The 20,958-nt window shown below is 67.7% G+C and carries 17 protein-coding genes; all 17 read left to right on the forward strand.

Annotation, left to right across the window (positions count from 1 at the left end; all coding sequences use genetic code 11):
• Positions 1 to 49 precede the first annotated feature (49 nt).
• The 17 genes from ACYPYD_RS15145 (at position 50) to ACYPYD_RS15225 (ending at position 20,842) form a co-directional block, all read left to right on the forward strand.
• On the forward strand, positions 50 to 604 hold the full coding sequence (locus ACYPYD_RS15145; protein ID WP_285020106.1) for a hypothetical protein: 555 nt from the start codon (positions 50 to 52) through the stop codon (positions 602 to 604).
• A complete protein-coding gene (locus ACYPYD_RS15150; protein ID WP_271184580.1) occupies positions 601 to 2,376 on the forward strand; it encodes a peptidoglycan D,D-transpeptidase FtsI family protein in 1,776 nt (591 codons plus the stop codon). Before ACYPYD_RS15145 ends, ACYPYD_RS15150 begins: the two co-directional genes overlap by 4 nt.
• Positions 2,373 to 3,833, forward strand: a complete 1,461-nt coding sequence (locus ACYPYD_RS15155) for a UDP-N-acetylmuramoyl-L-alanyl-D-glutamate--2,6-diaminopimelate ligase (protein ID WP_459663993.1) — start codon at positions 2,373 to 2,375, stop codon at positions 3,831 to 3,833. The genes ACYPYD_RS15150 and ACYPYD_RS15155 overlap by 4 nt, the downstream gene beginning before the upstream one ends.
• 3 nt (positions 3,834 to 3,836) lie before the next feature.
• Positions 3,837 to 5,306: a UDP-N-acetylmuramoyl-tripeptide--D-alanyl-D-alanine ligase gene (locus ACYPYD_RS15160; protein ID WP_459663994.1), complete on the forward strand. Its 1,470-nt coding sequence runs from the start codon at positions 3,837 to 3,839 to the stop codon at positions 5,304 to 5,306.
• Positions 5,307 to 5,323: 17 nt separating this feature from the next.
• Positions 5,324 to 6,394, forward strand: coding sequence for a phospho-N-acetylmuramoyl-pentapeptide-transferase (gene mraY / locus ACYPYD_RS15165; RefSeq protein ID WP_036526256.1), 1,071 nt, complete (start codon positions 5,324 to 5,326; stop codon positions 6,392 to 6,394).
• Between the two features lie 13 nt (positions 6,395 to 6,407).
• Positions 6,408 to 7,760, forward strand: a complete 1,353-nt coding sequence (murD, locus tag ACYPYD_RS15170) for a UDP-N-acetylmuramoyl-L-alanine--D-glutamate ligase (RefSeq protein ID WP_459663997.1) — start codon at positions 6,408 to 6,410, stop codon at positions 7,758 to 7,760.
• The gene (locus ACYPYD_RS15175; protein ID WP_008830203.1) at positions 7,760 to 8,950 is read left to right on the forward strand and encodes an FtsW/RodA/SpoVE family cell cycle protein; all 1,191 of its coding nucleotides are present in this window, start codon (positions 7,760 to 7,762) and stop codon (positions 8,948 to 8,950) included. Before murD ends, ACYPYD_RS15175 begins: the two co-directional genes overlap by 1 nt.
• The gene (gene murG / locus ACYPYD_RS15180) at positions 8,947 to 10,206 is read left to right on the forward strand and encodes an undecaprenyldiphospho-muramoylpentapeptide beta-N-acetylglucosaminyltransferase (RefSeq protein ID WP_459663999.1); all 1,260 of its coding nucleotides are present in this window, start codon (positions 8,947 to 8,949) and stop codon (positions 10,204 to 10,206) included. Before ACYPYD_RS15175 ends, murG begins: the two co-directional genes overlap by 4 nt.
• Positions 10,203 to 11,624: a UDP-N-acetylmuramate--L-alanine ligase gene (murC, locus tag ACYPYD_RS15185; protein WP_459664001.1), complete on the forward strand. Its 1,422-nt coding sequence runs from the start codon at positions 10,203 to 10,205 to the stop codon at positions 11,622 to 11,624. The genes murG and murC overlap by 4 nt, the downstream gene beginning before the upstream one ends.
• Positions 11,621 to 12,520: a UDP-N-acetylmuramate dehydrogenase gene (gene murB / locus ACYPYD_RS15190; RefSeq protein WP_459664002.1), complete on the forward strand. Its 900-nt coding sequence runs from the start codon at positions 11,621 to 11,623 to the stop codon at positions 12,518 to 12,520. Before murC ends, murB begins: the two co-directional genes overlap by 4 nt.
• Positions 12,517 to 13,032, forward strand: a complete 516-nt coding sequence (locus ACYPYD_RS15195; protein WP_008830199.1) for a DUF4262 domain-containing protein — start codon at positions 12,517 to 12,519, stop codon at positions 13,030 to 13,032. Before murB ends, ACYPYD_RS15195 begins: the two co-directional genes overlap by 4 nt.
• Positions 13,029 to 13,973, forward strand: coding sequence for a D-alanine--D-alanine ligase (locus ACYPYD_RS15200; protein ID WP_459664004.1), 945 nt, complete (start codon positions 13,029 to 13,031; stop codon positions 13,971 to 13,973). The genes ACYPYD_RS15195 and ACYPYD_RS15200 overlap by 4 nt, the downstream gene beginning before the upstream one ends.
• Positions 13,970 to 14,923, forward strand: coding sequence for a cell division protein FtsQ/DivIB (locus tag ACYPYD_RS15205; protein WP_008830197.1), 954 nt, complete (start codon positions 13,970 to 13,972; stop codon positions 14,921 to 14,923). Before ACYPYD_RS15200 ends, ACYPYD_RS15205 begins: the two co-directional genes overlap by 4 nt.
• The gene (gene ftsA / locus ACYPYD_RS15210; protein ID WP_008830196.1) at positions 14,923 to 16,203 is read left to right on the forward strand and encodes a cell division protein FtsA; all 1,281 of its coding nucleotides are present in this window, start codon (positions 14,923 to 14,925) and stop codon (positions 16,201 to 16,203) included. Before ACYPYD_RS15205 ends, ftsA begins: the two co-directional genes overlap by 1 nt.
• Positions 16,204 to 16,382: 179 nt before the next feature.
• Entirely contained in the window at positions 16,383 to 17,918 is a 1,536-nt protein-coding gene (gene ftsZ, locus ACYPYD_RS15215; RefSeq protein ID WP_459664006.1) for a cell division protein FtsZ, read from the forward strand.
• A gap of 256 nt (positions 17,919 to 18,174) precedes the next feature.
• On the forward strand, positions 18,175 to 20,157 hold the full coding sequence (locus ACYPYD_RS15220; RefSeq protein ID WP_236727360.1) for an SPOR domain-containing protein: 1,983 nt from the start codon (positions 18,175 to 18,177) through the stop codon (positions 20,155 to 20,157).
• A gap of 166 nt (positions 20,158 to 20,323) precedes the next feature.
• Positions 20,324 to 20,842 carry a type III secretion system chaperone family protein gene (locus ACYPYD_RS15225; protein WP_036526250.1) on the forward strand — a complete coding sequence of 173 codons (519 nt, stop codon included), beginning with the start codon at positions 20,324 to 20,326 and terminating at the stop codon, positions 20,840 to 20,842.
• Positions 20,843 to 20,958 lie beyond the last annotated feature (116 nt).

The raw sequence follows: 20,958 nt of genomic DNA on the forward strand, positions 1-20,958 counted from the left end.
ATCCAAGCTCACCCGAGCCTTATGGCACCCCCGGCCGAAGGAAAGTCGCATGAACCTTACCAGTGATCGGATCCGATCGATCGGCTGGGTCTCGGTCCTCGTTGTCTGCTTTGCGGGCACCGTGGGCCTGACGCTGCGCGTGAACGCGGTAAAGAGCCAGGTCCACGATACCGACAAGAAGATCGTCTGGGTCAAGCGCGACATCGACTTCCTCCAGACCGAGTTCCAGACCCGCTCCAACCAGCAGGCGCTGCGCGACCTCAACGATCTGGAATTCGGCTACAAGGCGCCCACCGCCGGCCAGTACATCGAGGGCGAGCGCCAGTTGGCCGCGCTTGGCGTGCCCGCGGGCCCGGGCGCGCCTGCGCCCATCCGCTACGCCAATGCCGAAGTGCAGGGTGGCGCTTCGGGCGATGGTTCGAAGGGTGAGGGCGGCTCGCTCCTCGCTATGGTTTCGCCGGTCGCGGGGGCGACGGCGGCTGCGATCACCGACAAGCCCAAAGCGGAAACCCGCGACCCGGAGCGAGAGGCGATCGCGCGTGACGCCGCCGCGCTCGGCAAGCGTCTGGCCCGCATCGAAGTGGCGGAGGCTGCCCAGCAGTGAACGCCCCGGCGTTTCCCCTCGGGACGATCCCCACTACCGTCTCGGTCGGTCGCCGCCGTCTGGTGAACGTGCGCCAGCGCTCGCTGCTCACGGCGAAGGCGCGCATGCTGTGGATCCTGGCCGTCTTCATGCTGGTGACGGTGCTGGCGCTTTTCCGCATCGTCTATCTCGGCTTCACCGGCGTCGGCCCGCGTCAGGGCGATCTGGCCGACATGCTGATCCCCGCGCGCGGCGACATCGTCGACCGCAACGGCGTGCCGCTGGCCCGCGATTTCCGCGTCTATTCGCTCTGGTACAACCCCAAGGCGATGACCGAGGGTTCGGCGCTGATCCACTCGCCGGAAGAGGTGACCGCGGGCCTGCTGCGCATCTTCCCCGATCTCGACCGCGACGAAATCCTCGCCAAGCTGCGCGCAGGGAAACCTGCGTACCTCCGCAAGTCGCTGCTGCCCGAGGACGCGAACAAGGTCCACGCGTTGGGCGAACCGGCGCTGGAATTCCCGCTGGAGGCGACGCGCTTCTATCCGCAGGGGTCGATGGCGGCGCACGTGCTCGGCTATGTCGACAGCTACGGCAAGGGCAAGGTCGGCATGGAGGAGGCCTTCAACGACCAGCTCATCAGCCCCGAAGGCCGCACCGGCCACGCGACGCTGTCGATCGACTTCCGCGTCCAGAGCGCGCTGGAGGACGAACTGGCCCGCGCGATGCAGCTCAGCGCCGCCAAGGGCGCGGCGGGCGTGGTGCTCGACGTGGACAGCGGCGAGATTCTCGCGCTGGCCTCGCTGCCCTCGTTCGATCCGAACCACGTGAAGCCGACCGACATGGTGATCTCCGCCGAGGAAGCGCGCAACGGCGACGTGCCGCACGGTTTCAACCGCGTGACCAACCAGGTCTACGAACTGGGCTCCACCTTCAAGCCGATCACCGTGGCCGCCGCGCTCGACGCGGGCGTGGTGACCGATCTTGGCAAGCAGTGGCCCGCGACGCCGCTGCATGTCGGCCGCTTCACCATCCACGACCTGCACAACTACGGCGCCTCGCTGAACGTGCCGGAGACGCTGATCCATTCGTCCAACACGGTGACCGCGCGCATCGCCGACGAACTGGGCGGCGTGCGGCTCAAGAAGACGATGGAAGCGCTGGGCATGAACCAGCGGCCTTACGTGGAACTGCCCGCGAAGGGCTTCCCGATCTGGCCGCGCGGTGAGTGGCCGCGCCTGCGCACGATGACCGTCGCTTATGGTCACGGCATCGCGGTGACGCCGCTGCATCTGGCCTCGGCTTATGCGGCGCTGGTCAACGGCGGCATCTGGCGTCCGGCCACGCTCAAGAAGCTGGCCCCTGCCGACGTGCCCGCCGGTCGCCGCGTGTTCACTGCCGCCACTAGCGCCCGCGTGCGCCAGCTGCTGCGCATGATCGTGCAGTACGGCACCGGCCGCAAGGCGGACGCTCCGGGCTTCCGCGTCGGCGGCAAGACGGGTTCGGCCGAGAAGCCGGGCGTGGGCGGCTATCGCCATCACTCGCTGATCGCGACGTTCGCCTCGGCCTTCCCGATGGACAAGCCGCGCTACGTCGTCATCGCCATGATGGACGAGCCGCAGGGCACTGCCGCCACCTCGTATCAGCGCACCGCTGCGTGGAACGCCGCTCCGGTGATCCAGCGCGTGGTCCCGCGCATCGGGCCGCTGCTGGGCGTGATGCCGGACGAGACCCGCGATATCGACACTACCGATCTGCGCCCGCTGGTGCCGCAGGGGAGCGACGGAGAATGAAGCTTTCGGCCCTTTGTGCTGCTGCCGGACTGCCTGCGATTGACGGCGACGCCAACGTCACCGGCTTCGCGATCGACAGCCGCAAGGTCGCGCCGGGCACCGTGTTCGGCGCATTTCGCGGCACCAAGTTCAACGGCGAGGACTTCATCGCCGCCGCCGTGAAGGCGGGCGCGGTGGCGATCGTCGCGCATCCCGATGCGGTGGTCGAAGGCGCGATCCATTTCGCTGCCGAGGAACCGCGCCGCCTGTTCGCGCAACTGGCCGCGCCGTTCTTCGCGCCGGTGCCCGAGACGCTGGTGGCGGTGACCGGCACCAACGGCAAGACCTCCACCGTCGAGCTGACCCGCCAGCTGTGGCGCATGGCGGGCGAACGCGCTGCCTCGATCGGCACGCTGGGCGTGACGACGGGGGACGAAACCGTCTCCACCGGCCTGACCACGCCCGATATTGCGACCTTCCTCGCCAACCTCTCGGGGCTGGCGCGCGAGGGTGTCACGCATGTCGCCTACGAAGCGTCGAGCCACGGGTTGTCGCAGTTCCGCATTGAGGGGCCGCGCGTGATGGCGGGCGCCTTCACCAATCTCAGCCGTGATCACCTCGACTATCATGCGACGATGGACGAGTACTTCGCCGCGAAGATGCGTCTGTTCGACGAAGTCGTGGTTGACGGCGGCACGGTGGTCGTCTGGGCCGACGACGTGTGGTCAGACAAGGCGATCGAACATGCGAAGGCGCGCGGCCTCACGCTATTCACCGTAGGCGAGAAGGGTGAGGCGATCCGCCTCGTCAAGCGCACGCCCACGAGCCTCGGCCAGACGCTGGAGATCGAATATGCGGGCAAGGTCCGCAAGATCGACCTGCCGCTGATCGGCGCTTATCAGGCCGCGAACTCGCTGGTCGCCGCAGGTCTGGTGATCGCCAGCGGCGGCGATGCCGACGCGACGTTCGATGCGATGAAGCGCCTCGTCACCGTGCGTGGGCGGATCGAGCGGGCGGGTCTGAACACGAACGGCGCGCCGATCTACGTCGATTACGCGCATACGCCCGACGCGCTGGAAGCCGCCATCGCGGCGCTGCGGCCGCATGTGACGGGCAGGCTAATCGCCGTGTTCGGCGCGGGCGGCGATCGGGATCAGGGCAAGCGCCCGCAAATGGGCAAAGTGGCGAGCGCGGGGGCGGACCTCGCCATCGTCACCGACGACAATCCGCGCGGGGAAGACCCGGCGACCATCCGGGCGATGATCCTCACCGGAATGGAAGCGGGTGCGCGGGAAGTGGGCGACAGGCGCGAGGCGATTCGTCTTGCCGTCGCCGAGGCCGGTGCGGGGGACGTCGTCCTCATCGCCGGCAAGGGGCACGAACAGGGGCAGATCATCGGCAGCGGCGACAGTGTGCGCGTCCTGCCATTCGACGACGTCACCGTGGCCAGGGAAATGGCCGGTTCACTGGGAAGGTAGGACATGAACGCCATCACCCGGATCCTCGACTGGCCTGCCGCGCCGCTGGAGGACAATCCGCTGGTCCTGTGGGACGCAGACGCCATCGCGCGCGCGGTGAAAGGGGAGGCGAGCACGGACTTCACCGTCTCCGGCGTCGAGATCGACAGCCGCGATGTCCAGCCCGGCGACCTGTTCTTCGCGCTGAAGGGCGAGGCGATGGACGGCCACCGCTTCGTCGAGGCCGCCTTCGCCAAGGGCGCGGCGGCCGTGGTGGTGGACCGCCCGGTCGATGGCCCGCATATCCTCGTCGAGGACACGATGGAGGCGCTCGAACGCCTCGGCGCGGCGGCCCGCCTGCGCGCGCGTGGCCCGATCATCGGCGTCACCGGCTCGGTCGGCAAGACGGGCGTGAAGGAGATGATCTTCGCCGCGCTCGACCGCTCCAGCCGGGGGGACGCGCACCGTTCGGTCAAGAGCTACAACAACCACGTCGGCGTCCCGCTCAGCCTTGCCCGCATGCCCAGCCGCGCGCGCTACGGCATCTTCGAGATGGGCATGAACCACGCGGGCGAGATCGCCGCGCTGACCCGGCAGGTTCGCCCGAACGTCGCGCTCATCACCACGATCGCCCCCGCGCACATCGAGATGCTCGGTTCCGAAGAGGCCATCGCCGACGCCAAGGCGGAAATCTTCGAGGGACTGGAAGAAGGCGGAACCGCCGTCATCCCCGCCGACAGCCCGCACTTCCTGCGCCTGCGCGATGCGGCGCTGACCTTGGGGGCGAAGGTCGTGTCGTTCGGCAAGGCGGCGGATGCGGACGTGCGGCTGCTCGATGCGGTGCCCGCGATCGGTGGCGGCTCGCTCGTCACCATCGACATGGGCGACCGCCGCGTGTGCTACACCGTCGCCGCGCCCGGGGAGCATCAGGCGATCAACTCGCTGGCGGTTATGGCTGCGGTACGTGCCGTTAAGGGCGACTTGGGTGCCGCTGGGGTCGCGCTTGCCGAGATGGGCGGGCTGGCCGGTCGCGGTGCACGGATGGAGATCGATGTTGAGGGCGGCAAGGCCTTGCTGATCGACGAAAGCTACAACGCGAACCCCGCCTCGATGCGCGCCACGCTGGCTCAGCTGGGCCGCACGCCCGCCCATCGCCGGATCGCTGTTCTCGGCTCGATGAAGGAACTGGGCAGCCACGGTCCCGACTACCACGCGGGCCTCGCCGAACCGATCCGCGAGGCGGGTGTCGACTACGCGATTCTGGTCGGCGATGAGATGAGTGCTTTGGCGCAGGTACTTGGGGGGGAACTGGGGAAATCCGGGGCTTCCGGCCTTGGCAAACCGGTGGCATTCGCCCATTGCGCAAGTGTGCGGGAAGCTGTCGAAACCTTGCGCGCTTTCGGCCTCGAACGGGATGACGCTATCCTTGTGAAGGGCTCGAATTCGGTGGGTCTGGCAGCACTCGTGACGGCGCTAGGAAAGACGGAAGGGTAGGGGCGAAAGCCCGCAAGATGCTGTATCTCATCGCAGAATGGTTCCACTACGAGGGACTGTCCAACCTCTTCCGCTACCAGACGTTCCGTTCGGGCGCCGCCTTCATGACGGCGCTGGTGATCGGCCTGATCATCGGCCCCAAGTTCATCAACATGCTGCGAGTCCGCCAGGGCAAGGGCCAGCCGATCCGCGAGGACGGCCCGCAGAGCCACCTCGCCAAGCGCGGTACGCCCACGATGGGCGGCCTGATGATCCTGACCGCGCTGATCGGCTCGATGATCCTGTTCATGGACGTGACCAACCCGTTCGTCTGGGCCTGCGTGGCGGTGACGGTGGGCTTCGGCGCGATCGGCTTCCTTGACGATTACGACAAGGTGACCAAGCGCCACCACGCCGGATTGTCGAGCAAGATCAGACTCCTGCTGGAATTCGTGGTGGCGGGCATCGCGTCCTACATCATCGTCAGCCAGCTGAACACGAACCTTTACGTGCCGTTCCTGTCGGGTCGCTACATTCCGCTGGGGCCGTTCTACTACGTCTTCGCCGCCGTGGTGATCGTGGGTGCGGGCAACGCGGTGAACCTGACCGACGGCCTCGACGGCCTCGCGACGATGCCGGTCATCATCGCGGCGGGCACGTTCGCGATCATCTGCTACCTCGCAGGCCGCGTCGACTACGCCACGTACCTCGGCATTCCGCATGTTCCGCGTGCGGGCGAACTGGCGATCTTCTGCGCCGGGATCATGGGGGCGGGCCTTGCCTTCCTGTGGTTCAACGCGCCGCCTGCCGCCGTGTTCATGGGTGATACCGGCAGCCTCGCCCTCGGCGGTGCGCTGGGCTGCATCGCGGTCGCGGCGCATCACGAGATCGTGCTGGCAGTCGTCGGCGGGCTGTTCGTGCTGGAAGCGGCCTCGGTCATCATCCAGGTCTTCTGGTTCAAGCGCACCGGCCGCCGCGTGTTCCGCATGGCGCCGATCCACCACCACTTCGAGCAGAAAGGCTGGAAGGAATCGACCGTCGTGATCCGCTTCTGGATCATCTCGATCGTCCTTGCGGTGCTGGGCCTCGCCACTCTGAAACTGCGTTGAGGAGGGCAGGCGCGTGATCGTCTCCCCCATCTTCGCCGGCAAGCGCTACGCGGTCCTCGGCCTTGCGCGTTCGGGCCTTACCGCCGTCGCCACGCTGGTGGAGAGCGGGGCGAACGTCATGGCCTGGGACAGCCGCGACGAAGCGCGCCAGCAGCTGTGCGAGTGGACCGACTGCGGCAAGGTGGAACTGGCCGACCCGGTCAGCGCCGACATTACCGGCTATGACGGCGTTGTCGTCTCGCCCGGCATTCCGCTGAACCGCCACCCCATCGCCGAAGCCGCCGAGCGCGCGGGCGTGCCGGTGATCGGCGACATCGAACTCTTCGCGCTGGCCCGCCAGAGCCTGCCCGCGCACCGCGTGGTTGGGATCACCGGCACCAACGGCAAGTCCACCACCACCTCGCTCGTCTGCCACCTGCTCGAAGTCGCGGGCGTTCCCGCGCGCGCGGGCGGCAACATCGGCGTGCCGGTGCTCGGCCCTGAACCCTTGCCCGAGGGCGGCGTCTACGTGCTCGAACTGTCGAGCTACCAGATCGACATCACCCGCAGCCTCGACTGCGACGTGGCGGCGCTGCTCAACATCACCCCCGACCACCTCGACCGCTACGACGGGTTCGAGGCTTACGCCGCCTCCAAGGGGCGCCTCTTCTCCATGCAGGGGCGCGAGCGGCAGGCCGTGTTCGGCGTGGGCGACAAGGAGACGCGGTCGATCGCCCATATCGAGGCCGCGCGCCGCGCGCCCGGTCTGGTGCGCTTTGCGGACGGAGCCGACCTCGTCGAGATCCAGAAGGAATGGCCCTCGCTGCAGGGGCCGCACAATCTCCAGAACGCCGCCGTGGCCGTCGCCATTGTCGAGGCGCTGGGGGTGAAGAAGGCGCAGTGGCGCAAGGGCCTGCGCACCTTCAGCGGCCTCCCGCACCGCATGGAGCGCGTCGCGGTGGCGAACGGCGTCACCTACATCAACGATTCCAAGGCGACCAACCCGGCCTCCACCGCGCCCGCGATCGCGGCATTCCCGCCGGATCCGGAGCCGCGCATCCACTGGATTCTCGGCGGTCTGCCCAAGGGCGACAACCTCGACGAGTGCAAGCCGTTCTTCGGCAACATCGCCGCCGCCTATACCATCGGTGACGCGGGACCGCTCTTCGCGGAAATCCTCTCGCCCTACACGCAGGTCCATCGCAGCGAGATGATGGCCGAGGCGATCCGTCAGGCGATGGCCGCGGCCAAGCCCGGTGACGTCGTCATGCTGTCACCGGCCTGCGCCAGCTTCGACCAGTTCCGCGACTATGAGGCGCGGGGTGACGTGTTTCGCCAGATCGTCGAGGCGCTTTTGGCCGAAAACGCCAAAGGGGAGCAGGACTGATGGCCACCCTTGCGCAAGGCCCGAACGCGCAGCGCTACAACCGCAACCGTCGCAGCCAGATCGCGATCTGGTGGCAGGAGATCGACCGGCCTACGCTGGTCCTCGTGCTGATCCTGATGGCGATCGGCGCGGTCGCCGTGGCGGCGGGTTCGCCCGCGAGCGCCAAGCGTCTCTCGACTTCGGTGGAGAAGCTGCGTTCGCTGCACTTCTTCTACCTGCACATGCGCTGGCAGTTGCTGGGCCTTGCGGCGATGTTCTGGGCTTCCAGTCTGACCAAGGAGAGCGCGCGCCGCTTCGGCATCCTGCTCGGCGCGGCGATGCTGTTCGCGCTGGTGCTGGTGCCGATCGTCGGGTCCGAGGTGAACGGCGCCAAGCGCTGGCTGCGCTTCGGCATCTCGCTCCAGCCATCGGAATTCCTCAAGTGCGGCTGGCCGATCCTGCTGGCATGGATCGTCTCGTGGCGCGCGCGTGATCCGCAGATTCCGGTCGTCGGCATCTGCTTCGCGGTGATGGGTCTGCTCGGCGCTCTGCTGATGCTCCAGCCGGACTTCGGCTCGACGATGCTGTTTTCCGGCGCCTTCCTGGTGATGATCCTGCTGTCGGGCATCGACGTGAAGCGCATCGGCATGTTCGCGGGCGCAGGCATCGCGGGCCTTGTCCTGATGTATTTCACTTATGACAACGGCCGCAACCGCATCGACAACTTCCTGTTCGGCGGCTCGGCCTTCGACCAGGTCGACCTTGCCCAGCGCACGCTGCTCAACGGCGGGTGGACCGGGCTCGGCTTCTGGATGGGCACGCGCAAGATGGCGCTGCCCGAGGCGCATACCGACTACATCTTCTCCGTCATCGGCGAGGAGTTCGGCCTGCTCGCCTGCATGGTCATCGTGATCCTCTACCTGGCGATCCTGACGCGGGTGATCCTGCGATTGGTGGACGAGGAGGATCTGTTCACGGTGCTCGCCGCATCGGGCTTCGCCGCGCAGTTCGGCGGGCAGGCCTTCATCAACATCCTCGTCAACCTGCAGCTATTCCCGTCCAAGGGCATGACCCTGCCGCTCATCAGCTATGGTGGTTCGTCCACCGTGGCGATGTGCCTCTCCATGGGCCTGCTGCTCGCGGTGACCCGGCGCAACCCGTTCATCCAGCGCGAGAAGTTCAGCCTGCGCGCCATCGGAGATATGTCATGAGTTCGGTTTCGCGCCACTACGTGCTTGCGGCCGGCGGCACTGGCGGACACCTGATCCCCGCCTTCGCGCTCGCCGCCGAACTGCACGCGCGCGGCCACCACGTCGCGCTGGTGACGGATGAACGCGGGGCCGCGATCCCCGGCAAGCCTGACTACCTGACCACCCACGTCCTGCCGCAGGGCCGCATCGCGGGGAAGAACCCGCTTGGCTGGCTCAAGGGCGCGAAGGGCGTGCTGGCCGGTCGCCGCATGGCGCTGCGTCTGTTCGAGAGCTTCGAGCCGACCGCCGTGGTCGGCTTCGGCGGCTATCCGGCGATGCCGACGATGCTGGCCGCGCGCGCCGCGAAGCTGCCGATCGTGCTGCATGAGCAGAACTCGGTGCTGGGCCGCGTGAACCGCTGGTTCGCCAAGAAGGTGGACGCCATCGCCACCTCGGCCGAGAAGACCGAGAAGCTGGATCCGGCGCTGGCCGGCAAGGTCACCGTCGTCGGCAACCCGGTGCGCGAGGAGGTGCTGCGCCTGCGCGAGCAGCCGTACCCCGAATTCACCGAGGACAGCCTGTTCCGCATCCTCGTCACCGGCGGCAGCCAGGGCGCGCGGGTGCTGTCGGATGTGGTGCCCGAGGGGCTGGCGATGCTGCCCCCGGCGCTGCGTTTGCGCCTGCAGGTGATCCAGCAGGCCCGCGCCGAGGACATCGAGCGCGTGCGCGAACGCTACGCCGCGCACGGCATTCCGGCGGAACTGGCGACCTATTTCGAGAACATGGCCGAGCGCCTTGCAGGGGCGCACCTGTTCATCGGCCGCTCGGGCGCCTCGACGATCGCGGAACTGACCGCCGTGGGCCGTCCGGCGATCCTGATCCCGCTGCCCTATGCGATGGACGACCACCAGAGCGTCAACGCGCGCGAGATGGTCGCGGGCGGCGGCGCGCGGGTGATCCGCCAGCCCGCCGTCACCACCGAGAACCCCGACGCCTACAAGGGCGACAAGCGCAACGCGCTGCTCAGCGAACAGGCCGAGGTCCATCAGAAGATGGCCAAGGACTTGTGCCTGCAGATCCAGGCGATCGCCCAGCATCCCGAGACGCTGGCGAACGCCGCGCATGCCTCGTGGAACTGCGGCTATCCGAACGCCGCGCGTGATCTGGCCGACCTCGTCGAGAGCTTCGGCGCGGCGCCGATCATGGACGTCATTCGAATGGAAAAGGCCAGCGCCCCGCAAGGCGGTGAGGCACTGGCAATGGAGAATATGAAGTGAAGGGCGTCGGCACCGAAATCGGGACCATCCATTTCGTCGGGATCGGCGGCATCGGCATGTCGGGCATCGCCGAGGTCATGCACAACCTCGGCTACTCGGTGCAGGGCAGCGACATCGCCGAGGGCTATGTTGTCGAGGGCCTGCGCGCGCGCGGGATCAAGGTGATGATCGGCCACGCCGCCGAGAACGTCGAGGGCGCGGCGGTGGTCGTCACCTCCACGGCGGTGAAGCGTGAGAATCCCGAGGTCGTCTACGCCCTCGAACACCGCATCCCGGTGGTGCGCCGCGCGGAAATGCTGGCCGAACTGATGCGCCTGAAAAACACCGTCGCGGTGGCGGGCACGCACGGCAAGACCACCACGACTTCGATGGTCGCGGCGCTGCTCGATGCGGGCGGCGTGGACCCGACGGTCATCAACGGCGGCATCATCAACTCCTACGGATCGAACGCCCGCCTCGGCGCGTCGGACTGGATGGTGGTCGAGGCCGACGAGAGCGACGGCTCGTTCCTGCGCCTCGACGGCACGATCGCGATCGTCACCAACATCGACCCCGAGCACCTCGATCACTACGGCTCGTTCGAGAGGATCAAGGAATCCTTCGTCGAATTCATCGAGAACGTGCCGTTCTACGGCGCGGCGATGCTGTGCATCGATCACCCCGAAGTGCAGGCGATCATCCCCAAGGTGCGTGACCGCCGCGTGGTGACCTATGGCTTCTCCGCCCAGGCTGACATTCGCGGCGAGAATGTGACGCCGATCCCCGGCGGCAACCGCTTCGACGTGGCGCTGCGCCAGCGCGACGGCAGCTTCCGCCGGATCGAGGGCATCGAACTGCCGATGCCGGGCCGCCACAACGTCCAGAACGCGCTCGCCGCCGTGGGCGTGGCGGTGGAGATGGGCTGCTCGGACGCCTGCATCCAGACCGGTTTCTCCAAGTTCGGCGGCGTCAAGCGGCGCTTCACCAAGGTCGGCGAAGTGGAACTTGACGGCGGCAGCGTCACCGTGATCGACGACTACGGCCACCACCCGGTCGAGATCCGCGCCGTGCTCGCCGCCGCGCGCGAAGGCGTGAAGGGCCGCGTCATCGCGGTGGTGCAGCCGCACCGCTTCACCCGCCTGCGCGATCACATGGAAGACTTCCAGGGCGCCTTCAACGACGCTGATGTGGTCTACGCCGCGCCGGTCTACGCCGCAGGTGAACAGCCGATCGAGGGCGTGGACAGCGCCACTCTGGTCGAAGGCACCAAGGCGCGCGGACACCGCTCGGCGCAGGTCATCGCCGGAGCCGATGCGCTGGCTGAAGCGCTGGCCGGTTCGGTCCGTGCAGGGGACATGGTCGTGTGCCTTGGCGCCGGCGACATCACCAAGTGGGCTGCGGGTCTGGCCGACGGCATCCGGGCACGGAGGGCTGCGTGAGCCTGACGCTCGATCAGACGGCTATCCGGGGCAAGCTGACGGCCAATGCGCCGCTGGCCCCGCTCGTCTGGTTCAAGGCGGGCGGCTATGCGCAGTGGCTGTTCGAGCCGAAGGATCTGGCCGACCTGCAGGACTTCCTGCGCGCGCTGGACCCGGCGGTGCCGCTGATGGCGCTGGGGCTCGGCTCCAACATGATCGTGCGCGACGGCGGCGTTCCGGGCGTGGTGATCCGGCTGGGCAAGGCCTTCGCCAAGGTCACCAAGGTGGATGACGTCACGCTCGACTGCGGCGGCGGGGCGAGCGGCATCCTCGTGTCCTCGACCGCGCGCGATGCAGGGATCGCGGGCGTGGAATTCCTGCGCTCGATTCCCGGCACCGTGGGCGGTTTCGTGCGGATGAACGGCGGCGCCTATGGCGGCGAGGTGAAGGACATCCTCATCGACTGCGACGTGGTGCTGCGCTCGGGCGAACTGGTGACGCTGGGCAATGCCGACCTCGGCTATACCTACCGCCATTCGCAGCTGCCCGAAGGTGCGGTGGTCGTCTCCGCGCGCTTCAGGGGCCGTCCCGGCGAGCCTGCCGCGATCCAGGCCGAGATGGACCGCATCTCCGCCGCGCGCGAGGCGTCGCAGCCGCTGCGTTCCAAGACCGGCGGCTCCACCTTCAAGAACCCCGAAGGCCACGCCGCGTGGAAACTGGTGGACGAGGCTGGCTGCCGCGGTCTCACGCTGGGCGGCGCGCAAGTGAGCGAGAAGCACACCAACTTCCTCCTCAACACCGGCGAGGCCACCAGCGAGGATATCGAGAACCTCGGCGACGAAGTGCGCCGCCGGGTGAAGGACAAGTCCGGCGTCGATCTGGAATGGGAAATTCAGCGGGTAGGAACCCGCCCATGAGAGATGATCGCCTGTCCCGCCACGAACAGCAGATTCTCGACAACATCGAGGAATTCGGCTGCCACATCACCGTCGTCACCCCGCCCGACGAACCGGATGAGGACGACGAGGATGAGGGCGAGGAACGCTTCGCCTATTCGGTCGGCTTTCGCACCAGTGTCAGCCAGCCCGAGGTGATCGTCTTCGGTTTCTCGACCGAACTCTCCGCCGCCGTCATCAACGGCTTGCTCGACATGTGCCGCGAGGGCTTCGAGATGGAGGACTGGAAGGTCGTCGATGGTCTCCTCAAGGGCCACCGCTGCGTGCTGCGCGAAGTCGAGCCGGAATGCCTGATCCCGCACTACTTCAACTCGGCGATGTGGTACGCCGAGCATGAGGGCGAGGAAATGTCCCGCGCGATGCAGATCGTCTGGCCGGGCGTCGACGACGGCCTCTTCCCCTGGGACAAGGGCTGCTCCGAAGCCGTCCGCGACCTGCAAACCCCGCTTTATCGAACGAGTCTGAATTCATGAGCCTGAATCCCTTGCATGTCGCAGTCCTGATGGGCGGTTGGTCGAGCGAACGCCCGGTCTCGCTGATGAGCGGCGAGGGCGTGGCCAAGGCTCTGGAATCGAAGGGCCACACCGTCACCCGCATCGACATGGACCGCGACGTTGCGCTGCGTCTGGCCGAGGCGAAGCCGGACGTCGTGTTCAACGCCCTCCACGGCGCGCCGGGCGAGGACGGCACGGTGCAGGGCATGATGGACCTGATGGGCCTGACGTACACGCATTCGGGCCTCGCGACCTCGGTGATCGCGATCGACAAGGAACTGACCAAGCAGGCGCTGGTCCCGCATGGCGTGCCGATGCCGGGTGGCCGCGTGGTCAAGTCCGCCGACATTCACGTCGCCGATCCGCTGCCGCGCCCCTACGTGCTCAAGCCGGTGAACGAGGGCTCCTCGGTCGGCGTCGCCATCATCACGGCTGAGGGCAACTACGGCAACCCCATCGCGAAGGACGTCACGGGACCGTGGCAGGAATTCGCCGAACTGCTGGCCGAGCCTTACATCCGTGGACGCGAACTGACGACCGCCGTGATCGGCGACCGTGCGCTGCTGGTCACCGAACTCAAGCCGAAGTCGGGCTTCTACGACTTCGATTCCAAGTATACCGACGGCATGACCGAGCACGTCTGCCCTGCCGACATTCCCGACGAGATCACGCAGGCCTGCAAGGATATCGCGCTGCGCTCGCACCAGTTGCTGGGTTGCAAGGGCACCAGCCGCTCGGACTTCCGCTGGGACGATACGCAGGGGATCGAGGGGCTGTTTCTGCTCGAAGTGAACACTCAGCCGGGAATGACGCCGCTCAGCCTCGTGCCCGAGCAGGCGCGCGCCTGCGGCATGGACTATCCCGAACTCGTCGAGGCGATCATCGCCGAGGCGCTAAGCGACAAAGCAAAGGCCAAATGAGCCAGACCATCCGGCGCAAGGGCACGACCGCCCGCAAGGCCGCCGCGCAGGCAGGCGCGCAGCGCAAGGTGCGCGTCGCCAAGGCGCGGACCGGATCGGCGCTCGATTCCGTCATGGCCTGGCTGCCGTTCTCCGAAGGGCAACTGCACAAGATCTTCCTCGTCGCCATCCTCGGCGGCGCGGCGGCGCTCGTCTGCGTGGTCGCCAGCTTTGCCGGACTGCCGGGGCTTGCCGGGCACCAGATGGCGCTGGTCGCGGGGCAGACCGGCTTCGAGGTGAAGCGCGTCGAAGTGCGCGGCGTCAAGAACATCAACGAACTCAAGGTCTACGAGAAGGCGCTGGCCGAGCGTGATCGCGCAATGCCGCTGGTCGATATCGAGGCGCTGCGGCAGGATCTGCTGACGCTGTCGTGGGTCAAAGATGCGCGCGTCTCGCGCCAGCTGCCCGATACGCTCGTGATCGATATCGTCGAGCGCGAGCCGCATGCGGTGCTGCGCAAGGCCGACCGTTTCGTGCTGATCGACGAGACGGGCCATGAACTCGAAGCCATCAGCCGCAAGGATGCAGGCGGCAAGCTGATCGTCTCCGGTCCCGGCGCGGGCCAGCAGGTGATCGCGCTTGGGCACTTGCTGGAAGCCGCGCCTGCGATGAAGCCACGCGTGGCCGAGGCGGAATGGATCGGCAATCGCCGCTGGAACCTGACCTTCCAGTCGGGGCAAGTGCTTGCGCTGCCCGAGGGCGATCGCGAGTCCGCCGGCGCGCTGGTCACGTTCGCGCGGCTCGACGGGACCAACCGCCTGCTCGGCGGCAAGGTGACGGCCTTCGACATGCGCGCGAAGGACCGAATCTACATGCGCGTGCCGGAGCAGGACGGGCAGGAACTGGCCTTGAAGGCGGGCTCGGTTCCGCATACCGGCGCCACCGAAACGACGGCGGGGGAAGAACAGTAATGGCCAACCAGCGCATCACCCGCGTGTTCGGCGCGGTCAACATCGGCTCCTTCCGGATTTCCGCGATCGTGGCGGGGATCAACGAGGTCGGCGACATGGTCGTGCTCGGCTCGGGCCACCGCGCCAGCCAGGGCATCAAGCGCGGCTTCGTCACCGACATGGCCGCGGCGACCTACGCCGTGCGCGACGCCATCGACCGGGCCGAGAAGATGGCCGACACCGCCGTCCAGAAAGTCTGGATCGGCTGCTCGGGGGCAGGGCTCGCCAGCCGTATCGACCAGTTCGACGCCGAAATCGGCGGCCGCCGCATCGAGCAGGAGGATATCGACCAGCTGCTCATCTCCGCCAAGGACGTGATCCAGCCGGATGGCCGCATGGTGCTGCACGCGCAGCCCGCGCAGTACCGCCTCGACGGCGCGCACGGGGTGATCGACCCCAAGGGCCTCCATGCCGAGCGCCTTGGCGTCGACATTCACATCATGCTGGCGGACGGCGCCCCGATCCGCAACCTGACCGAAGCGGTGCAGTCCGCGCACTTAGAAGTGGAGGCCGTCGTCGGCTCGCCCATCGCGGCGGGGCAGGCTTGTCTTTCGCCCGAGGAGCGCGATCTTGGCGTCGCCCTCGTCGAGTTCGGCGGCGAGGTGACGAACGTGGCGATCTATGAGCAGGGCATGCTCAAGGACATGATGTCGATCCCGATGGGCTCGGCCGATATCACCGACGCCATCGCCTCGGCCTTCGGCATCCGCCGGTTCCAGGCGGAGCGGCTGAAATGCGTCAACGGCTCGGCCATTGCCAGCCCGCACGACCACCGCGAGATGATCCCGGTCAACGCGCCGGGCGAGGAGGGCACCGGCCCGATCGCCCGCCATGCCGACGACAAGAACCGCATTCCGCGTGCCGAACTGATCGGCGTCATCACCGGCCAGCTCGGCATGCTGATGGAGGAGGTGAACAAGGCGCTCAAGACGATGCGCTTCACCGGGCAGCGCGGCAAGCAGGTGGTCTTCACCGGTGGCGGCGCAGAACTGGTGGGCCTGGCCGACTATGCGCAGGCCGCGATCGGCAAGCCGGTCCGCATCGGCCGCGTCGCACATCTTTCGGGACTGGCGGAAGCGCATGTGAAGCCGGGCTTCTCGACGCTGGCGGGACTGGTGCTTTACGCGGCGGCGGACCCGCAAGACATCCGCTCGCTGGGGCGCAGCCACCAGAGCACGGTGCGGCTCGGCAAGCTGGGCATGGTCGGGCGGGTCTATCAGGCTTTGCGCGAATACTTTTGACCGTTTCGAAGGCCTTGAAGACCAGCCGTGCAAACCGGACGACAAACGCGGTGGAAATGGCGGAATTGGCGGCTTTGGCTGTGGACAAAGGTTTATGGTCCTTTGCCTAGACGAATCGAAGCGTGCAATCAGAGTGGTCAAGGAATTTTCTTCGCGCGACGTGCCTGCAGGAGAGCGAAATGAGCATTAACATCGGACCGCCGGCTATCGAGGAGCTTCGTCCTCGCATTCTCGTCATCGGCGTCGGCGGTGCGGGCGGAAACGCGATCGCCAACATGATCGGCGCCCAGATCGAGGGCGTGGACTTCGTGGTGGCCAACACCGACGCACAAGCGCTGAACAACTCGATCGCGGAAACGCGCATCCAGCTCGGCCCAGAGATCACCCAGGGCCTCGGCGCCGGTGCGCGCCCCGAAGTGGGCCGTGCGGCGGCTGAGGAAACCCGTGAGGAGCTGGAGCGCCTGCTCGACGGCGTCCACATGGTCTTCATCGCGGCCGGCATGGGCGGCGGCACCGGCACGGGTGCGGCCCCGATCATCGCGCAGGCCGCGCGCGAGAAGGGCGTCCTGACTGTGGGCGTCGTCTCCAAGCCGTTCATGTTCGAAGGCACGCGCCGCATGCGCGCTGCGGACTCCGGCATCGAAGAGCTGCAGAAGCACGTCGATACGCTGATCGTCATCCCCAACCAGAACCTGTTCCTGGTGGCGAAGGCGGAAACGACCTTCAAGGAAGCCTTCACCCTCGCCGACGAAGTGCTCCAGCAGGGCGTGCGCTCGATCACCGACCTGATGATCATGCCGGGCCTCATCAACCTCGACTTCGCGGACGTGCGTTCCGTGATGGGCGAGATGGGCAAGGCGATGATGGGCACCGGCGAGGGCGAAGGCCCCAACCGCGCGCTCGAAGCCGCCGAACGCGCCATCGCCAATCCGCTGCTCGACGGCGTGTCGATGCAGGGCGCGAAGGGCGTCATCATCTCGATCATCGGCGGCGACGACATGAAGCTGCTCGAAGTCGACGAGGCCGCGAACCACATCCGCGAGCTGGTCGATCCCGATGCGAACATCATCTGGGGTTCGGCGTTCAACCCGGACCTGCAGGGCAAGATCCGCGTCTCGGTCGTCGCCACCGGCATCGAGCAGACCACGGAAATGGCCGAAATCGCCTCGCGTCCGCTGAATCTCGGCGCTTCGCGCGGGATCGCGCGTCCGGCGCTGCACTCGCCGCCGCCGGCGCCGACCTATCAGGCGCCCGCTGCTTCGGCACCCGCTCCGGTCGCGCAGCAGCCGGCTCCTGCCCCGGCGCCCGCGCCGTTCGTTTCGCCTTCACAGGCGTTCGAACCGTCGGCGGAGCTGGAACTCGGCGCCGAGGACGAGGCTCAGTCAGCGCCTGCGTCCACTCCCGGCTTCGCGGGCCTTCGCGGCATCCAGAAAGAGCCGCTGGACCTCAGCTTTGAGGCTCCGGCCGAGCCGGCCCCGGCCCCGCGGCGCGCGCAGGACGAACTGCTGCTCGACGGCGGCCAGGCGGCTCAGTCTCCGGCTCAGGCGCCCGCCGCGCCCCGCGCCAAACCGGCTGGCGGCGGCAGCACCCTGTTCGAGCGCATGACCAGCCTGTCGCGTCCGCGCCCGGGCGCCGAAGCGGCTTCCGGCGAGGATGACGGTGACGCCGGATCGATCAGCATCCCGCGCTTCCTCGGTCGTCAGAACAACCAGTAAGTGGTGAAAAGGCGGGGGCAGCAGTGCTCCCGCCTTTTTCTCCTTCGGGTCGCAACCTGTCGAAGGAAGCTCGTCGAGCGCGGGGGCGTTCGCTTGAAGTTCATCTGCGCCGGTCCATGGGCGCAGGCACGCGCAATCGGTGCGTATGGAGTCGTGCGGCATTCCGGCCTGTCGTGCGGCCGTCCGGTTCATGAAGTGTCGGCAGTCGTCGTGGGGAGGGCTGCCTGCAGGGTCGGGAATGACAGAGGACGTGCGGGTGAATCACTTGGTTTCGCGTTTGCTCGGCGGCGCAGCGCTGGTCGGCGCGCTCTCGGGTGCTCCGGCATTCGCGCAAGGCGCGCCCAGCGTTTCGCGGCCGGTGGTCCAGGCCGTGCCCGGCGAGGACAACAAGAAGCTCAGTGCCGCACTGGCCCGCCTCGGTCGCGATTCCCGTGACGTCGCCGCGCTGATCGACGCCGGCGATGCCGCCCGCGCGCTGCAGGACAGTGCGGCCGCCATCGGCTTCTACCGCCGCGCCGACGAAGTCAGCCCCGGCAACCCTCGGGTGCAGGCCGGGCTGGGCAGCGCCTTCGTCCATAACGGCGACCCGGTAAGCGCGATTCCCTATTTCGATGCGGCCGAGAAGGCGGGCGCCGGTGCTGCGCTGATCGCGGCGGATCGCGGTCTCGCCTACGACCTTGTTGGCGATAATGCCTTGGCGCAGCGTTACTACGCGGCGGCGATGACGAGCGCCTCGGGCGACAAGGCCGACGAACTGCGGCATCGTCTGGCAATCAGCCAGGCGATCGGCGGGGACGTCGATGCGGCCTATACGACGCTGCTGCCGCTGCTGAACAGGCAGGACAAGCCGGGCTGGCGGACGCGTGCGTTCACGCTTGCGATCGCAGGCGACGCAGACAAGGCGGTCGAGATCACCAACACGATCCTGCCCGGAAAGCTGGCGCAGAGCATTGCGCCGTACTTGCGTTACATGCCGCGCCTGACCAGGGCGCAGCAGGCGGCCGCAGCGGACCTCGGCCGGTTTCCGCGCGCCTCGGAGATCGGACGGGATGACGCCCGCATCGCGGCTTACGCACCGCCGCGCAGTTCGGCTGCCGGTGGAGGACTGATCCCCAAGGGCGAGCCGCTTGGCGGCACGAAGCTGGCCAAGGCGACAAAGACCTCGCGAACCCGCAGCGCGCGTACGGACACGGCACAGGCGGCGCGGCAGCAGGGCCAGTCCACCCGTCCGACAAGCCTTGCGTCGGTCGATCCGGACCGGGTCGCGCCGCCCGAGCCGAAACCCGCGATCGAACGCGACACCGGCGAACTGCCCCCGGTCGGGCGCAGTGCCGAGCCTGCCAGGGTTGTGGCAGCGACGCTGGCGCCCGTTACCACTCCGGCGGCCGCGCCTTCCGCAGCGCCTGTGCGTACCGCTGCCCCCGCGCCCACCCAGGTTGCGCAGGCGACGGAGGCCTCCACGCCGCCGGCGCGGGCAACTGCTCCGGGCTTCGATCTCGGTCGTCTTCCCGCCTCGCAGGCGCCCGCTACGGGGGGCGCGCCTGCCAGCGCGCTGGCAGCGAAGACGCCGCCGGTATCCGCCCCGGCAAGCCCGCCGCCGGTTCCGGGACCGAACCAGCTTTCGCTTTCCGAGATATTCGCGGACATCGGCAAGCCGACCGTGGACGTGATGCCGACCTCGGGCGCCGTCGACATCCGGCTGATCACTCCCGCGGCGCCGCCACCCCCGCGTGTCCAGCTGCCGAAGGTCGAAGAGGCCAAACCGGCGGAGACAAAGCTGGCCGAGACAAAGCCAGTTGAAGCCAAGGCTGCCGAAGCCCCGGTCGCCGAAGTCAAGGAAGCCAGGGCGACCAAGGCCAAGACCGCCGCCGCCAAGGCTGCCGAGGCTAAGGTGAAGGCCAAGGCGGACGCAGAAGCCAAGGCCAAGGCCGAAGCCGCGGAGAAGGCGAAGAAGCCCACGCATCCCAGCCGGATCTGGGTCCAGATCGGGGTCGGACGGGACAAGAGCGCCATCGCCTTCGACTGGCGGCGCTACACGCGTGAGAGCGCCGCGCTGCTCAAGGGCCGCAGCCCCTACGTCAGCGAGATGGGGCGGACCAACCGCGTGCTGATCGGTCCTTTCGCTACGCAGAAGGCGGCCAGTGCTTTCCTCGCGGATGCCAGGAAGCAGGGCTTCGCCGACGCGCTGCCCTGGACCAGCCCGGCGGGTCAGGTCGTGGATCCGCTCTCCTCCAAGTAAATCTGCGGGTTTGTGGGGTTGGCGGCGGCCTTGTGTTAACGCGTATTCACATTTATCCACACGCTGTGAACAGGCTTGTGCAGTTATGCGCAGGCGATGTCGGGCGGGTGGATTGTGCTCCCCCACCCACAGGCAGCATCCATGCACCCGTATTCTCGGAGGGCTGATGTCGCAGATTATGAGGACCGTTCAGGACGATATCGACCGGGACGAAGAGGCTGCCCCCGTGGAAATGCTCGCTTCGCTTTTCGAGGCGCGCGACTGGCCCTTCGAATATGCCGGTGAGGACGAGATCTCGGCGGAGATAAAGGGCGCCTGGGCGACGTACCAGTTGCAGGCGATCTGGCGTCCGGAGGACCGGGTGCTGCAACTCCTGTGCCTTCCCGACATCCGCGTGGCCGATGCCAAGCGCTCCGCCGTGTTCGAGGCGCTGGCGCTCATCAACGAGCAGGTCTGGCTGGGGCACTTCGACATGTGGTCGAACGGCGGCGTCGTGCTCTATCGCCACGGGCTGATGCTCGGGCCGGACGGGCTGCTCGGGCCGGGGCAGGCACAGATGGTGGTCGAGGCCGCGATCGAGGAGTGCGACCGCTTCTACCCGGTGTTCCAGTTCATCCTGTGGGGCGACAAGACGCCGTCCGAAGCGCTCGCGGCGGCCCTGGTGGACGCGGCCGGGGAAGCCTGACCGCTCGTCACTGCGGTTCGCAGCGTGGTTGGCTATGCCGCCCGCTGGTCCCGCTGCGCATGGCACGCATGGCCCTTGTGGCCTGTGATCGGCTCGCCTAAGTCGCGGGCCGATCC

Source organism: Novosphingobium sp. 11B, from assembly GCF_054589055.1.

Excerpts from the sequence above, each read along its gene's own strand:
- ACYPYD_RS15155 (WP_459663993.1), top strand. The coding sequence starts at position 2,373 with ATGAAGCTTTCGGCCCTTTGTGCTGCTGCCGGACTGCCTGCGATTGAC.
- ACYPYD_RS15160 (WP_459663994.1), top strand. The coding sequence starts at position 3,837 with ATGAACGCCATCACCCGGATCCTCGACTGGCCTGCCGCGCCGCTGGAG.
- ACYPYD_RS15200 (WP_459664004.1), top strand. The coding sequence starts at position 13,029 with ATGAGCCTGAATCCCTTGCATGTCGCAGTCCTGATGGGCGGTTGGTCG.
- ACYPYD_RS15225 (WP_036526250.1), top strand. The coding sequence starts at position 20,324 with ATGTCGCAGATTATGAGGACCGTTCAGGACGATATCGACCGGGACGAA.
- ACYPYD_RS15205 (WP_008830197.1), top strand. The coding sequence starts at position 13,970 with ATGAGCCAGACCATCCGGCGCAAGGGCACGACCGCCCGCAAGGCCGCC.
- ACYPYD_RS15145 (WP_285020106.1), top strand. The coding sequence starts at position 50 with ATGAACCTTACCAGTGATCGGATCCGATCGATCGGCTGGGTCTCGGTC.
- ftsZ (WP_459664006.1), top strand. The coding sequence starts at position 16,383 with ATGAGCATTAACATCGGACCGCCGGCTATCGAGGAGCTTCGTCCTCGC.
- ACYPYD_RS15175 (WP_008830203.1), top strand. The coding sequence starts at position 7,760 with ATGGCCACCCTTGCGCAAGGCCCGAACGCGCAGCGCTACAACCGCAAC.
- mraY (WP_036526256.1), top strand. The coding sequence starts at position 5,324 with ATGCTGTATCTCATCGCAGAATGGTTCCACTACGAGGGACTGTCCAAC.
- ACYPYD_RS15195 (WP_008830199.1), top strand. The coding sequence starts at position 12,517 with ATGAGAGATGATCGCCTGTCCCGCCACGAACAGCAGATTCTCGACAAC.
- ftsA (WP_008830196.1), top strand. The coding sequence starts at position 14,923 with ATGGCCAACCAGCGCATCACCCGCGTGTTCGGCGCGGTCAACATCGGC.
- murG (WP_459663999.1), top strand. The coding sequence starts at position 8,947 with ATGAGTTCGGTTTCGCGCCACTACGTGCTTGCGGCCGGCGGCACTGGC.